Below are 14,813 nucleotides of genomic sequence, written 5' to 3'. Positions count from 1 at the left end.
GGGCGACCGGCAACACCTGTGGTCAACCCCGCGTGCGTCTTTCGCGTGCGGACCTCGGGTGCCAGCCGGCGCCCGGCCTTCCCAGCGCCCTTTATTCTCGACGAGGGCGAAATGGATAGCAAAGCTCGGGCGGAATACGCCGCGAGATCGCGAAGACGTGCTTGGTGAAAAAGGCTGCTTCTCCGCGTGCCCCGGACGCAGTGCAGCGCGCCGCATCTTCGCGGCGTGATGCGCTGCTGAGCCGGGGCCCATCTTTCGGCTTGCACTCTGTAGCTCCTGGGTCCCGGCTCTGCGCAGCAACGCTAAGGGGCGTTGCAGCGCGTCCGGGACACAAGCGGCGCCAGTGTGCGCCGCCACCAAGTTCATCTTGCGTTGCGGTAGAAAAATATCGCACACTCCTCCGGGCCGGGGAGCCGCAAGGAGCTCTTGAAGAGGAGCGAACCATGTCCCTCCAGACCGTATCGTCCGACAGCCCCGACCAACGCGCCAACCGTCCTGAGGATGCCCAGGCGCTGGAGGCCGATACGCGGCTGCGCGACGACATCCGCCTGCTCGGGCGCATCCTCGGCGACACCGTGCGCGACCAGGAAGGCGAGGAATTGTTCGACCTGGTCGAGCGCATCCGGCAGACCTCGATCAGGTTCCACCGCGACGAGGACCGGCTGGCCCGCCGCGAGCTCGAGCAGATCCTCGACAGCATGTCGATCTCGGAGACGGTGCGGATCGTCCGCGCCTTCAGCTATTTTTCCCATCTCGCCAACATTGCCGAGGACCAGAACAACATCCGCCAGATGCGCGCCCGCAGCGCGGGCAAGGACACTGGAGCGCGCGGCGGCTCCGGCGTGCTGGCGGAAACGCTCGCCCATGCCAAGGCGGCGGGCATCGGCCCCGATCAGCTCCGCAGCTTCTTCAAGTCCGCGCTGGTCAGCCCGGTCCTGACCGCGCATCCGACCGAGGTCCGCCGCAAGAGCACCATGGACCGTGAGATGGAGGTCGCGCACCTGCTCGACCGCCGCGAGCGCGTCGCGCTGACTGCTGAGGAGGCCGATGCCAGCGACGAGCAGCTTCGCCGCGAGGTGCTGACGCTGTGGCAGACCAATCTGCTCCGCCGCACCAAGCTCACCGTGCTGGACGAGGTCGCCAACGGCCTGTCGTTCTACGACTACACCTTTCTGCGCGAGGTGCCGCGCCTCGTCAACGCGCTGGAAGACCGGCTGGAGGAAGGCGGCGAGCAGGCCGCCGGCGAGCTCGCCTCGTTCCTGCGCATGGGTAGCTGGATCGGCGGCGACCGCGACGGCAATCCCTTCGTCACCGCCGACGTGATGCGCGGCACGTTGCGGCTGCAGTCGAGCCGGGTCATGCAATTCTATCTCAACGAGCTGCACGTGCTCGGCTCGGAACTGTCGATCGCGGCGCATCTGGCCGACGTCTCCGAGGAGCTGCGCAAGCTGGCGGAGCGCTCGCCCGACACCTCGCCGCACCGGAGCGGCGAGCCGTATCGCCTGGCGGTTTCCGGCATCTATGCCCGCCTCACCGCGACGGCGGAAAAGCTGCGGGTCGAGATCACGCGCCGGCCGGTCGGCAAGGGCGAGCCCTACGGCAGCGTCAAGGAGCTGCAGGCCGATCTCGACGTGCTGCACCGCTCGCTGATCTCCAACAACGCCCGCGTCATCGCCCGAGGCCGCTTGAGGCTGTTGCGGCGCGCGGTCGACTGTTTCGGCTTCCATCTGGCGCGGCTCGACATCCGCCAGAACTCGGCGGTGCATGAGCGCACCATTGCCGAGCTAATGGACGCCGCCAATCCCGGCATGTCCTATCTCGCGCTCGGCGAGGACGCGCGCATTTCGCTTCTGACCAACGAACTGCGCAGCCCGCGCTCGCTGGTCTCGCCCTTCGTCAAATACAGCGACGAGACCATGGGCGAGCTGAACGTGTTCCATGCCGCCGCGGAAGCGCATGCGATGTTCGGCGCGGACGCCATTCCCCAATGCATCATCTCGATGTGCAAGGGCATGTCCGACATGCTCGAGGTCGCGGTATTGTTGAAGGAGGTCGGCCTCGTCCATCCGTCCGGGCGCAGCGCCATCAACATCGTGCCGCTGTTCGAGACCATCGAGGACCTGCAGGCCTCCAGCGTCGTCATGGACCGCATGCTGTCGCTGCACGATTACCGCCGCCTGGTCGACAGCCGCGGCAGCGTGCAGGAGGTCATGCTCGGCTATTCCGACTCGAACAAGGACGGCGGCTTCGTCACCTCGGGCTGGGAGCTCTACAAGGCCGAGATCAACCTCGTCGAGGTGTTCGAGCGACATCACGTGCGCTTGCGCCTGTTTCACGGCCGCGGCGGCTCTGTCGGCCGCGGCGGCGGGCCGAGCTATGACGCCATCATCGCGCAGCCCGGCGGCGCGGTGAACGGCCAGATCCGCATCACCGAGCAGGGCGAGATCATCTCGTCGAAATATTCCAACGCCGAGGTCGGCCGCAACAATCTGGAGATTCTCGCGGCTGCGACGCTGGAGGCGAGCCTGTTGCATCCGCGCCAGAGCGCCCCGCGCCGCGAATATCTGACCGCGATGGACGAATTGTCGAACCTCGCGTTCAAAGCCTATCGCGGCCTGGTCTACGAGACCGACGGCTTCGTCGATTATTTCTGGGCTTCGACCGTCATCAACGAGATCGCGACGCTGAACATCGGCAGCCGTCCGGCCTCGCGCAAGAAGACGCGCGCCATCGAGGATCTGCGCGCCATTCCCTGGGTGTTCTCCTGGGCGCAGTGCCGCCTGATGCTGCCGGGCTGGTACGGCTTCGGCAGCGCGGTCGAGCAGTGGATCGCGCAGCATCCCGACAAGGGCATGCCGTTCCTGAAAGAGCTCTACCGGGAATGGCCGTTCTTCCGCATGCTGCTGTCGAACATGGACATGGTGCTGGCCAAAAGCTCGATCGCGATCGCCTCGCGCTATGCCGAGCTCGTGCCGGACGAGGCGTTGCGCGAAAAAATCTTCGGCCGCATCCGCCGCGAATGGCACGCCTCGATCGAGACGCTGCTGGACATCATGGGGCAGGACCGGCTGCTGCAAGGCAATCCGCTGCTGGAGCGCTCCGTGCGCCATCGCTTCCCCTATCTCGATCCGCTCAACCACGTGCAAGTCGAGCTGCTGAAAGAGCATCGCGCGCAGAACCCGGACGAGCAGGTGCTGCGCGGGATTCAGCTGACGATCAACGGGATCTCGGCGGGGTTGAGGAATACGGGGTAGTGGCTACACCCCTCGGTCGTCATGGCCGGGCTTGACCCGGCCATCCAGCGCTTCAGCAAGCAGATTGACGTGGATGCCCGGGTCAAGCCCAGGCATGACGAGGAGAGAGCGTACGTCTCAACAGAAATGCGCGCCTTGCGTCTCCACATAGACCGCATAGAGCGACTGGCTCGCGGTCATGAAGAGGCGGTTGCGCTTCCTGCCGCCGAAGCAGACATTGGCGCAGGTCTCCGGCAGCAGGATCTGCCCGATGCGCGCGCCGTCGTTTGGCGCGAACACCTGCACGCCGTCATAGCCCGGACCGACCCAGCCGGCGCCGACCCAGATATTGCCCTCGGTGTCGACCCGCAATCCGTCGGGGAAGCCAGACTTGCCGTCGAGCTTCATGTCGATCAGGCGCTTCGGGTTCGACAGCTTCGCCCCGTCGATGTCGTAGGACCACACCACGTTCTCCGCTTGCGGATAATGCGTGATGCCGGTGTCGCAGACATAGAGCTTCCTGTAGTCGTGGGAGAAGGCGATGCCGTTCGGCTTGAACGGCTCGTCGGCGACCTTGGCGAGCTGTCCCGACTGGGTGTCGAGACGATAGACGGCCTCCTTCTGGTGCGGTTGCAGCGAGCCGGTGTTGGCGAGCTTGCCTTCGTAGATGCTGATCGCGCCATAGCCGGGATCGGTGAACCAGATCGACTTGTCGTTGGGATGCACCACCATGTCGTTGGGGCCGTTGAGCGGCTTGCCGCCGGCCTGCTCGGCCAAAGTCGTCAGCGAGCCATCGTGCTCGTAGCGAACGAGGCGGGTGCGCTCGGCGCTGAGCTGGCGTCCCTCCGTGTCGAACGAGTTGCCGTTGGCCTCGTTCGACGGTTTGTGGAACTGCTCGGAGATGTGGCCGTCATCGTCGAGATAGCGCAGTTGCCGGTTGGCGGGGATGTCGCTCCAGACGAGATATTGTCCCTGCGCGTTCCACGCCGGCCCTTCCGCCCAGAGGCAACCGGTGTAGAGCCGCTTGATCGCGGTGTTGCCGACCTTGGCCTTGAAGCGCTTGGGATCGATGGCAATGATGTCGGGGTCGGGATAGCGCTGCGGTTCGGCATTGGCGCCGAACTCGCGGGCCTCCGCGTTGGAGGCGAGCAGTGTCGATGCGGCGAGCGTCGCCGCGCCCTGGAGCAGGGTGCGCCGGGCGAGACCGTTGCTTGCAGTCGTGTCGTCAGAGTTGGTCAGTATTCTTGTCATGGTTTCCTCCCAAAGTGTGTTGGGAGGCGCACCATTCGCCCGCAATCAGGCGTAAAGCGGAGCAATCTCCGGCCGAGACAACCGGAGATCGCAGGGCAGGGATGCCGGAAATGCGGCTAGACGGGATCCCAAGTCTAGACGGGATCCCAAGTGAAGATGTCGGCGGAGCGGTCGAGCTTGTAGAACGAGCCCTTCAGCGCCGGCATGCCGTGTTCCGCGATCGATTGCGGCGTCCAGCCTTCGCTCCGCTGTACCGAGCGGATCGGTCGGTTCTGGCTGAACAGGAAGATCTCGTTCATGCGCACACCGAAGATCTGCCCGGTGACGTCCTTGGCGGAATCGGAGATCAGATAGCCGCACAGCGGCGCGATCTTCTCCGGTCCCATCTGCTTGATCTTCTCGACCCGCGCCTTCTCCGCGTCGGTCTCGGTCGGGATGGTGCCGATCATGCGTGTCCAGGCGAACGGCGAGACGCAGTTGGAGCGGACGTTGAAGCGGCCCATGTCGAGCGCGATGGACTTCGAGAGGCCGACGATGCCGAGCTTGGCGGCGGCGTAGTTGGCTTGGCCGAAATTGCCGATCAGGCCCGAGGTCGAGGTGAAGTGCACGAAGGAGCCCGATTCCTGCTCGCGGAAGATCCGCGCCGCGGCGTGAGAGACGTAGAACGAGCCCATCAGATGCACCTTGATGACGGCCTCGAACGCCTCCACGCTCATCTTGTGGAAGATCATGTCGCGCAGGATGCCGGCATTGTTGACGACGCCGTCGAGCCGGCCGAACGCATCGGTCGCGGTCTTCACGATCTTGCTGGCGGGGATCGCTTCCGCGACGCTTTCGAAATTGGCAACCGCCGTGCCGCCGCGCTTCTTGATCTCCTCGACCACTTCCTCGGCCGGCGCCGCGTTCGAGCCGGCGCCGTCGGCGGCGCCGCCGGGATCGTTGACGACGACCTTGGCGCCTTCGGCCGCGCACAGCAGCGCGATCTCGCGCCCGATGCCGCGGCCTGCGCCGGTGACGATGATGACCTTGTCCTGCAGTGATTTGCTCATGTTAGCCGCTCCGTTGTTGTCCCTGCGGCCGCGCCAAACCCAACTCGTCATGCGCGGGCCTGACCCGCGCATCCATCTTCGGAAGAGGATGGATTGCCGGGTCAAGCCCGGCAATGACGACACTTGTGTTGCTGGCGCAGCCCTACCTCTCGTTCGTAAACACGATCGTGCCACTCGCCGCGAACATGCCGCCGACACCATGACACACCGAAATCCTCGCGTTTGGCACCTGCGCCGGTGCGATGCCGCGCATCTGCCGTACGCTCTCCTGCAGCGCGTACATGCCGTACATGCCGGAGTGCATGTAGCTCAATCCGCCGCCATTGGTGTTGAGCGGCAGCTTGCCGCCGGGCCGCGTATTGCCCTCGGCGATGAACTGGCCGGTCTCCTCATGCGGCATGAAGCCGAGATCGCCGAGGCCGAACAGCGGCAGATGCGCAAACGCATCGTAGATCATGAGATGGTCGATGTCCCCGTGCGCGATGCCGGCTTCCTTGAAGGCCAGCGGCCCCGCGGTCTTGAACGCGCGCGAGGAGTTGAACGTCTCCATCTGGCTGACCATCGGAGTTTCCACGCTCTCCCCGGTGCCCATGACGTAGACGGGCTTGCGCGGAAAGTCCTTGGCCCTGTCCGCCGAGGTCAGGATCAGCGCACCGCCGCCATCGGTGACGAGGCAGCATTGCAGCAGCCGGAACGGATAGGCGATCATGCGCGAGTTGAAGACGTCGGCGACCGTGATCGGGTCCTTCATCATCGCCCGCGGATTCTTCGCCGCCCATTCCCGCTGTACCACGGCCACCGAGGCCAGTTGCTCGTGCGTGATGCTGTAGGTCTTCATGAAGCGCAGCACGGGAATCGGGAACATGCTGGGCGGGCCGTAGACGCCGTAGGGCGCCTCGAACTGGCCGTTGAGGCTGTCCGGCGGCGTCGAGCGCGGCAGCTTGCCGATCATCGACTTGCCGCTCTCGGCATGGGTGATCAGCACCGTCTTGCACAGGCCGGCCTCGATCGCGGCCGCCGCGTGGCGGACGTGCAGCATGAACGAGCAGCCGCCGACCGAGGTGCCGTCCACCCAGGTCGGCTTGATGCCGAGATAGTGGCAGACCTGCTGCGGCGTTTCGACCGCGGTGGCGAAGCCGTCGATGTCGGAGAGCTTCAGCCCGGCGTCCGCAATGGCGTTGAGCGCGGCATCCGCGTGCAGCTGGAGCTGCGAGGCGTTGGGGATGACACCGAGCTCGGTGGTCTCGGCCGCGCCGACGACGGCAACCTGATTCCTGCGCATGGCTTATCCCTTCGCCGGACGAAACACGGGGAGGGTGATCTTGTCGTCGAGCGCCTGGAAAGCCACCTCGAGCTTCATGTCGAGCTCGAGCGCCTCGGGCGTCTGCGGGCAGTCGATGATGTTGCTCATCATCCGCGGCCCCTCGTCGAGCTCCACCACGGCGATCGCATAAGGCGGCGTGAAGCCGGGTGCGGCGGGACGGTGGTTGATCACGTAGCTGTAGAGGAAGCCCTTGCCGCTCGCCTTGAAGATGCTGACCTTGCGCGAGGCGCAGGACGGACAGAATGGCCGCGGCGGAAAGTAGACATGCGCGCAGGCGTCGCAGCGCTGCAGGCGCAGTTCGCCTGCCTTGGTGCCGTCCCAGAAATGCTGGGTCTCCGGCGTCGGTTTCGGTCGCGCGCGCTGCGGTTCGGCCATGTCGGAAGACCCTCCCAGGGGACAGGCTTTACGCCCGCCTATTTCGATCTTGATGCGACAATCGACCATGGCGCGTCAACGGTCCAGCAATGTGCATGCATGCCATCATGCGCACAATGCTTGTGTCGAACTGAGCCAGCGCTATAGATTGCGCGCGACAATATTCCGTGAGACAGACATGCCCGATTTTCCGACACTGGCGAAGCTCGCCGAAGACCTCGAAAGCGGCCGCACGACCTCCCGAAAGCTGGTCGAGGCGTGCATTGCCAGGATCGCCGACCCTGCCGGCGAAGGGCAGCGGGTCTTCATCCATGTCGACAAGGACGCCGCGCTCGCGGCGGCGGATGCGATGGACGGCTTGCGCAAGGTCAAGGCGGCGCCGTCGCGTTATGCCGGCATCCCGATCTCGATCAAGGATCTGTTCGACATCAGGGGCCAGGTGACGCGCGCCGGCTCCCGCGCGCTCGACGATTCCCCGCCGGCCGAGCAGGACGCCGTCACGGTGGCGCGGCTGCGCAAGGCCGGCTTCGTCGTGATCGGGCGGACCAACATGACCGAGTTCGCCTATTCCGGCATCGGCATCAATCCGCACTATGGCACGCCCAAGGGCGCCTGGAACCGGGGCGAGGGCCAAGGTCAGGGGCACGTGCCCGGCGGCTCGTCCTCGGGCGCGGCGGTGTCCGTGCTCGACGGCATGGCGCATGGCGCGCTCGGCACCGACACCGGCGGCTCCTGCCGGATTCCGGCGGCCTTCAACGGCATCGTCGGCTACAAGCCGACGCAGCGGCGCGTGCCGCTCGATGGCTCGGTGCCGCTGTCGTTCTCGCTCGACAGCATCGGCCCGCTGGCGCGATCGGTCAGCTGCTGTGCCATTCTCGACGCCGTGCTGGCGAACGAGCCGATCACGGCGCTGAAGCCGCGCCCGGTGAAGGGCATGCGGCTCGCGGTGCCGACCACGATCGCGCTCGACGATCTCGATGCGGAGGTCTCCGAGACGTTCGAGCGCGCACTGAAATCGCTCGCCGATCACGGTGCCATCATCGAGCGCATCGAGATGGCGGAATTCCACGATATCGGGCCGATGAACGCCAAGGGCGGCTTTGCGGCCTCGGAGAGCTACGCCTGGCATCGCTATCTCATCACCGCGAAGGGTGACGTCTATGACCCCCGCGTCTCCGTCCGCATCATGCGCGGCGAGGCGCAGAGCGCGGCCGACTACATCGATCTCCTCAATGAGCGCCGCTCGCTGATCGCCCGCGTCAATGCACGCATCGCGCCCTATGACGCCCTGGTGCTGCCGACCACCGCCAACACGCCGCCGAAGATCGCCGACCTTGCCGACGACAAGGCCTTCACCACCCAGAATTTGCGCGCGCTGCGCAATTGCACCCTGATCAACATGATCGACGGCTGCGCCATCTCGCTGCCCGCGCATCGCGAGGGCGAAATTCCCGTCGGCCTGATGCTGGCGGGCGCGGGCGGCACCGACCGTCGTATCTTTGAACTTGCTGCCGGCATGGAGGCCGTCATTCGTGTTTGACCTCACTTTCACCGTCGACGCCCTGGACACTACCACGCCGCTGACCTTGGCGATCGACCAGATGGTCATCGCCGGATGGACCGGCCGCGATCCCGTCGCGCGCGACAAGCACATCAAAGAGCTGCAGGAGATGGGCATCGCCCCGCCGGCCTCGACGCCGATCTACTACCGTGCCTCGGCCCGGCGGCTCACCCAGGACGACAGCATCGAATGCTGCGGCGGCGACTCGTCGGGTGAAGTCGAGTTCGTGCTGATCGGCTGGCAGGGACGCATTTTCGTCGGCTGCGGCTCGGACCACACCGACCGCAAGGTCGAGGCCTACAACGTCACGGTGTCCAAGCAGATGTGCGACAAGCCGATCGCATCGACGCTATGGGAGCTCGAGGACGTCATCGGCCACTGGGACAAGATGATCCTGCGCTCCTACGCCACCATCAAGGGCGAGCGCGTGCTCTACCAGGAGGGCACGCTGGACGCGATGCTGCCGGTCAAGGACCTCATCGCGCGCGGCTTCGAAGGCGGCAAGTTCCCCGACGGCTGCGCCATGTTCGGCGGCACGTTCGCGGCCAAGGGCGGCATCCGCCCGGCGGAGCGGTTCGAGTTCGAGCTGGAGGATCCCGTGCTGAAGCGGACGATCAAGCATGGGTACGACGTGGTGACGCTGCCGGTGCGGGGGTGAGCGGCGTCGTCATTGATTGACGGGCTTGGCTTGAGCGCCCGGTGCTTCCCTCAGCAGTAGCGGCCGGCTCTTGGCCACTGCCGCCTGGGTATCGCCGATCAATCCAGCCGTCTGCATGCGATCGATGGCGTAATCTCGTGAGCGAGTGTCGAATGTTCGATTGGGGGACGGCTGTCGTGCGCGCGTCATGAGAAACGCGACTTCGTCGATATCGAGGTCCGCGAGCGCCTTTCCAAAGTAGGCCTCGGCCCCGGCCGCCACGCCATATGCACCGCGACCCAGATAGCTCTCATTGAGGTAGATCTCGAGGATCCTGTCCCGGGACAGGCTGCGGGTGACGCGCTGCATGAAGTAGATCGTCGCGATCGGATCCATCTGCCGGTCATGCCCCGGACTGAGCAATTTTAGGCAGTTCGTGACAGATTGCGTGATGCCGGCCGGTCTCGGGCCGTGGCCGGTACCCAGGCCCAGCGCGATCTCGACGATCGGATTGAGTGTCCAGGCTTCATAGAAGTCAGGTTGCTCATAAGCGATCACCGCGTTGCGGAGCAAAGGCGGGACATCGGCGACTGGAATGATGGCGCGCTTGGGATCGTTCCTGCACGCCGGGCCTGTCGATGAAACCGACGCGAGTTGGGCTTCGGTCGGAAGGCCGATGTTGTAACCGTAGTGCCAGACCAGCCAGGCGAAGATGGCCAGCAGGCCCGCGACACCGAGCGAGAGCAGGACCAACGCTGTCTTGGCAGCAACGACGAAGAATTTGCGCATCGCGTGCAGGCTGAAGGAGCGGGACGGAGTGCGTACAACCTCGCGGTGGAACCAGACAGAATTGGGGCGGCGCGGTCTCGCGGAAATCGGGTGGTTGTTCGAGCCATGATCTGCCACACCCACTGCCGTCATTCCGGGGCGCGCCCATTTGGGCGCGAGCCCGGAATCCATCGAGCCGCAAGGTTGGTGGATGAATGGATTCCGGGCTCGCGACTGCGTCGCGCCCCGGAATGACAAAAGTGGACAGGATGACCGCTATGGCAATTGCGAAACGTGCCCCCGCTGTCGATGAGGCGACCGACCTCGCTGCCCACGTTGATGCCCTGGGCTGGCCCCAAATCACCTCCGAGCTAGACACCCAGGGCTGCGCCGTCCTGAAGGGCCTGCTCACGCCCGGGCAATGCGGCGCCATCGCCGCGCTCTATCCGGACGACACGCACTTCCGCAGCCGCGTCGTCATGGGCCGCCACGGCTTCGGCCGCGGCGAATACAAATATTTCGCCTACCCGCTGCCCGACCTGATCGCGCAGCTGCGCCCGGCTCTCTACGCGCATCTGCAAGGCATCGCCAACCGCTGGAACGAGGCGATGGGGATCGATATCCGTTATCCAGCCGAACATGCGGCGTTCCTGACGCGCTGTCACGACGCCGGGCAGGCGCGGCCGACGCCGCTGCTGCTGCAATATCAAGCCGGCGACTACAACTGCCTGCATCAGGATCTCTATGGCGAGCACGTGTTCCCGCTCCAGGTCGCGATCCTGCTCTCCGAGCCCGGCCGCGATTTCACCGGCGGCGAATTCGTGCTGACGGAACAACGCCCGCGCATGCAGTCGCGCGCCGAGGTGGTGCCGCTGGCGCAGGGCGATGCGGTGGCCTTCGCTGTGCATCATCGCCCGGTGCAGGGGACACGCGGCACCTACCGCGTTAATCTGCGCCATGGCGTCAGCAGGATCAGGTCCGGCCAGCGCCACACGCTGGGTGTGATCTTTCATGATGCCAAATGAGCGCTGCGATTGACGGGTGATCTGTTCGACAGCGTCGCCGAGGCGCAGCCGTCGCGCGAGGAGATCGCCGACGGCGCCGTGCTGCTGCGCGGCTTCGTCAGGCCGATCGAGAGCGAGCTGATCGAAGCGGTCCGCGCGGCCGTGGCGCAATCGCCGTTCCGCCGCATGACCACGCCCGGCGGCCACCTGATGTCGGTGGCGATGACCAATTGCGGCGAGCGCGGTTGGATCACCGATCACACCGGCTACCGCTACGATCCCATCGATCCCCGCACCGGCGCGCCGTGGCCGGCGATGCCGCCGGTGCTCCGCGATCTGGCCTTGCGCGCAGCGGAGCAGGGCGGCTTCGCAAACTTCGCCCCCGATGCCTGCCTCGTCAACCGCTACGAGCCCGGCACCCGGCTGTCGCTGCATCAGGACAAGGACGAGCTGGATTTCAACGCGCCGATCGTCTCGGTCTCGCTCGGCCTGCCCGCGACCTTCCTGTTCGGCGGCATGGCACGCAGCGACAAGCCGCGCCGCTTCCGGCTGGTGCATGGCGATGTCGTCGTCTGGGGCGGTGCCAGCCGGCTCGCCTATCACGGCGTGGCACCGCTCGCCGACGGCGAGCATCCGCTGCTCGGCCGGAAGCGGATCAATCTGACGTTCCGCAAGGTGGCCTGAAGCAGTTCCTTCGCGCCTGTCCATCGTCTAAGCTTCGGCGAGGGGAGGCGGCGACATGACGACGACAGAGGTCTCGACCGGCGCGAGCGAACGCGCAACTCGCACGGGACTTTATCTCGCCGTGCTGCAACTGGTGTTCACGCTGGGCTGGACGACTTATGTCGTCTATCTGCCGAAGCTCGCAGCCGATGTCGGCATCGCGCCGGCGGCGGTGATCCTCATCCTGATGCTGGACCAGGCCATCTTCACCATCGCCGACACCGCGATGGGAATCGCCGCCGACAGGATTGCGCCCTTCGCCGGCAGGCTCGGCCTGTTCGTCGGCGTGCTGGCGGCGATCTCCTGCGCGGCCTTCGTCGCAATGCCTTTCGTGGCCGGGATCGGCGCGGGCGCGCAGGCCCCGTTGATCGCGCTGATCGTGGTCTGGTCGATCACGTCGTCGGCCCTGCGGGCGCCGCCGCTGACCCTGCTCGGCAGATATCGCGCGAAGCCACAGGTGCCGTTCCTCGCCACGCTGGCCATGCTGGGCTATGGCGTCGCCGGCGCGGTCTCGCCCTATCTCGGCGTCGTGCTGCGCGAGCATGACGCGCGGCTGCCCTTCGTAATCTCCAGCGCCGTGCTGCTGCTGACGGCACTCGGGTTGTCGCGGGTCGAGTTTGAGGTGGCGCGCGACACCTCGCCGCCGACGCCGGCCGAAGCGGCCAAACCGCTCGGCCTCGTGCCGATCGCCTTCATCGTCGCGATGGTGGCGCTGGCGCTCGGCTATCAGCTGCACTTTGCCATGAACAGCGCCCCGTCCTATCTGCGGTTCGCCGCAGCCGGTGAGCTGCAATGGCTGATGCCGGTGTTCTGGATCGGTTTCAACATCGCGATGTTTCCGGCGAGCCTCGTCGTCAAGCACCGCGGCGGCCTGATCGTGATGGGCGCTGCCGGGTTGCTCGGCGCGGTCGCGATCGCGGCGGCCGAGCTTGCCGGCAGCCTCAATAGCCTGATCGCCGCTCAATTCCTCGCCGGCGCCGCCTGGGGCTGCATGCTCATGAGTGCGATCTCCGCGGCGCTTGCGATCGGCTCGACCGGCGCGGAGGGCAAGGTCACCGGCCTCGTGTTCTCCGCACTCGCGCTCGGCACCTTCGCGCGGATGGCGGCCGTCGCCGGCGGCCTGCAGAAGATGCCGGACTACGCACCGCTGCTGCACTGGGCGCCGGTCGCCTGCTGGTCGGTCGCAGGCGCGGGCCTGCTCGTGATCGCGGCGGCCCGGCTACAGGGCGTTGCTCACGTCAAGGCTTCGGCGGGTGGATGAACGCCCAGGGGCTGACTTCCGAATCCCTGGTCACCTCGACCGAGATCAGATACGGCCCGCCATGCGCGAGCGCCTTCTCCATCGCGGCCTTGAACTGGTCCGGCGCAGTGACGCGCGCGGCCGCGACGCCGAAGGACTCCGCCAGCTTGACGAAATCCGGATTGACGAGATCCGAGGCCACCACGCGGCCGTCGAAGCGTTCGCGCTGGTCGCGGCGGACATTGCCGTAGGCGTTGTTGTTGAACACCAGCGTCACCACGCCGATGTTGAACTGCACGGCGGTGGCGAGCTCCTGCACGCCGAACATGAAGCCGCCGTCGCCGGTGATCGCCACGACGGGCTTGTCGGGATTGGCGACCTTGGCCCCGAGCGCGGTCGGGAAGCCCGAGCCGAGCGTGCCCTGGTAGCCCGAGGTGATGAAGGTACGCGGCTGGTAGATCGGAAAGCCGTACCAGGAGGCGAAGCCGAATTGCGAGAGCTCATCGGTGACGATCGCATTCGCCGGCAGCACCTCGCGCAGGATGTTGAGATAGGCCATCTGCGGCTGGATGCGCTGGATCTCCTGCTGCGCCGCCGCGCTGGCGTCACGAATGGTTGCGCGGCGGCCGGCCATCTTGCTGTAACCGGCCCTGCTGACGGCGGCAGCGAGATCGGCGGTTGCGGACTTCGCATCGGCGACGATGGCGGTATCCGAGATGAACCGTCGCATCTCGACCGGATCGATGTCGATGCGGATGCTTTTCAGGCCAGGGGGCAGATACGGCCAGCGCGACATGGTCGGCAGCTCGAGCCGCGTGCCGATGCCGATCATGAGATCGGTGCTCGGCCATAGCTTGTAGGCGGCGGCCATGGTGAGCCCGAGCTCATGGGCGTTGGAGACGATGCCGCGACCACTGCGGAAGGCGACGACCGGCGCATCGATCATCTCGGCGAGCTCGAGGATTTCCTCGCCTGCTTCGATCGCGCCGCTGCCGACGAAGATCATCGGCGCCTTGCTGTTCTTGATGAGCGCTGCGGCCTGCTTGATCATGTCAGGGTCAGGCTGCGGCGCTGGCAGCGGCTCCAGCACTTGCGCGGGGGCCGTGTCGGCGCGCTGTGTGAAGATATCCCAGGGCATCTCGACCGAGGCCGGGCCGCGCCGCCCCGACATCATCTCCTGGAAGGCGCGCGCGACGACCGTCGGCGCTTTGGCGGGATATTCGATCCGGTCGGCCCATTTCACATAGGTACGCAAGGTCGCAAGCTGGTCCGGCATCTCGTGCAGATGGCCGCGGCCCTTGCCGAGAAACTGCGTCGGCACCTGGCCGGTGACGCACAGCACCGGCTCGTTGCAGCCGAACGCAGTGAGCAATGCCGCGCTGGCATTGAGCACGCCGGGGCCGGGCACCACGCTGAACACGCCGGGCCTGCCGCTCGAGCGCGCATAGCCGAACGCCATGTAGCCGCAGGCCTGCTCGTGCCGTGCGCCGATCACCTTGAGCTGGGCCTGGTGGAAGGCGTCGAACAGCCCGTAGACCTGCGCGCCCGGCAGGCCAAACACGGTGTCGACGCCATGGGCGACAAGGCCGCTTACGATCGCTTCGCCGCCGGTGAGGGTGGTCATTGCATCATTCCACTTCGATTTTTT

The 14,813-nt window shown here is 66.0% G+C and carries 12 protein-coding genes; 6 read left to right on the top strand and 6 right to left on the bottom strand.

The window, feature by feature from the left end; all coding sequences use genetic code 11:
• Nucleotides 1-443 precede the first annotated feature (443 nt).
• Nucleotides 444-3,254 (top strand): phosphoenolpyruvate carboxylase, encoded by a 2,811-nt coding sequence (gene ppc, locus TSA1_RS26720; protein WP_100178946.1) that lies wholly within the window; start codon nucleotides 444-446, stop codon nucleotides 3,252-3,254.
• Nucleotides 3,255-3,371: 117 nt separating this feature from the next.
• Here ppc and TSA1_RS26715 read toward each other — a convergent pair whose 3' ends face one another.
• From TSA1_RS26715 to TSA1_RS26700, 4 genes are all read right to left on the bottom strand, one after another.
• Entirely contained in the window at nucleotides 3,372-4,484 is a 1,113-nt protein-coding gene (locus TSA1_RS26715) for an SMP-30/gluconolactonase/LRE family protein (RefSeq protein WP_100178945.1), read from the bottom strand.
• A 134-nt stretch (nucleotides 4,485-4,618) separates the two neighbouring features.
• Nucleotides 4,619-5,533, bottom strand: a complete 915-nt coding sequence (locus tag TSA1_RS26710) for an SDR family oxidoreductase (protein WP_100178944.1) — start codon at nucleotides 5,531-5,533, stop codon at nucleotides 4,619-4,621.
• A gap of 142 nt (nucleotides 5,534-5,675) precedes the next feature.
• Nucleotides 5,676-6,815: a thiolase C-terminal domain-containing protein gene (locus tag TSA1_RS26705; RefSeq protein WP_100178943.1), complete on the bottom strand. Its 1,140-nt coding sequence runs from the start codon at nucleotides 6,813-6,815 to the stop codon at nucleotides 5,676-5,678.
• 3 nt (nucleotides 6,816-6,818) lie between these two features.
• Complete coding sequence (locus TSA1_RS26700; RefSeq protein WP_100178942.1) at nucleotides 6,819-7,232, bottom strand: Zn-ribbon domain-containing OB-fold protein; 414 nt, start codon at nucleotides 7,230-7,232, stop codon at nucleotides 6,819-6,821.
• Nucleotides 7,233-7,410: 178 nt separating this feature from the next.
• On the opposite strand from TSA1_RS26700, the gene TSA1_RS26695 reads away from it, so the two are divergent.
• Both TSA1_RS26695 and TSA1_RS26690 read left to right on the top strand, forming a co-directional pair.
• A complete protein-coding gene (locus TSA1_RS26695; RefSeq protein WP_100178941.1) occupies nucleotides 7,411-8,772 on the top strand; it encodes an amidase in 1,362 nt (453 codons plus the stop codon).
• Nucleotides 8,765-9,451 carry a DUF2848 domain-containing protein gene (locus TSA1_RS26690; RefSeq protein ID WP_100178940.1) on the top strand — a complete coding sequence of 229 codons (687 nt, stop codon included), beginning with the start codon at nucleotides 8,765-8,767 and terminating at the stop codon, nucleotides 9,449-9,451. The genes TSA1_RS26695 and TSA1_RS26690 overlap by 8 nt, the downstream gene beginning before the upstream one ends.
• Before the next feature lie 9 nt (nucleotides 9,452-9,460).
• On the opposite strand, the gene TSA1_RS26685 is transcribed toward TSA1_RS26690, so the two are convergent.
• Nucleotides 9,461-10,351: a biosynthetic peptidoglycan transglycosylase gene (locus tag TSA1_RS26685; protein WP_245448415.1), complete on the bottom strand. Its 891-nt coding sequence runs from the start codon at nucleotides 10,349-10,351 to the stop codon at nucleotides 9,461-9,463.
• Between the two features lie 125 nt (nucleotides 10,352-10,476).
• On the opposite strand from TSA1_RS26685, the gene TSA1_RS26680 reads away from it, so the two are divergent.
• The 3 genes from TSA1_RS26680 to TSA1_RS26670 are packed head-to-tail and all read left to right on the top strand — an operon-like array spanning nucleotide 10,477 to nucleotide 13,186.
• Nucleotides 10,477-11,223, top strand: coding sequence for a 2OG-Fe(II) oxygenase (locus TSA1_RS26680; RefSeq protein ID WP_100178938.1), 747 nt, complete (start codon nucleotides 10,477-10,479; stop codon nucleotides 11,221-11,223).
• Between the two features lie 9 nt (nucleotides 11,224-11,232).
• Entirely contained in the window at nucleotides 11,233-11,886 is a 654-nt protein-coding gene (alkB, locus tag TSA1_RS26675) for a DNA oxidative demethylase AlkB (RefSeq protein WP_100178937.1), read from the top strand.
• Between the two features lie 55 nt (nucleotides 11,887-11,941).
• A complete protein-coding gene (locus TSA1_RS26670; RefSeq protein ID WP_100178936.1) occupies nucleotides 11,942-13,186 on the top strand; it encodes an MFS transporter in 1,245 nt (414 codons plus the stop codon).
• Here TSA1_RS26670 and TSA1_RS26665 read toward each other — a convergent pair.
• Entirely contained in the window at nucleotides 13,164-14,789 is a 1,626-nt protein-coding gene (locus tag TSA1_RS26665) for a thiamine pyrophosphate-dependent enzyme (protein WP_100178935.1), read from the bottom strand. The two genes, TSA1_RS26670 and TSA1_RS26665, sit on opposite strands and share 23 nt — an antisense overlap.
• Between the last annotated feature and the right edge of the window lie 24 nt (nucleotides 14,790-14,813).

Origin of the sequence: Bradyrhizobium nitroreducens (assembly GCF_002776695.1) — a bacterium.
Classification (GTDB): Bacteria; Pseudomonadota; Alphaproteobacteria; order Rhizobiales; family Xanthobacteraceae; genus Bradyrhizobium; species Bradyrhizobium nitroreducens.
The sequence above is the reverse complement of the archived record's forward strand: the minus strand, read 5'-3'. Positions and strand labels throughout refer to the sequence as shown.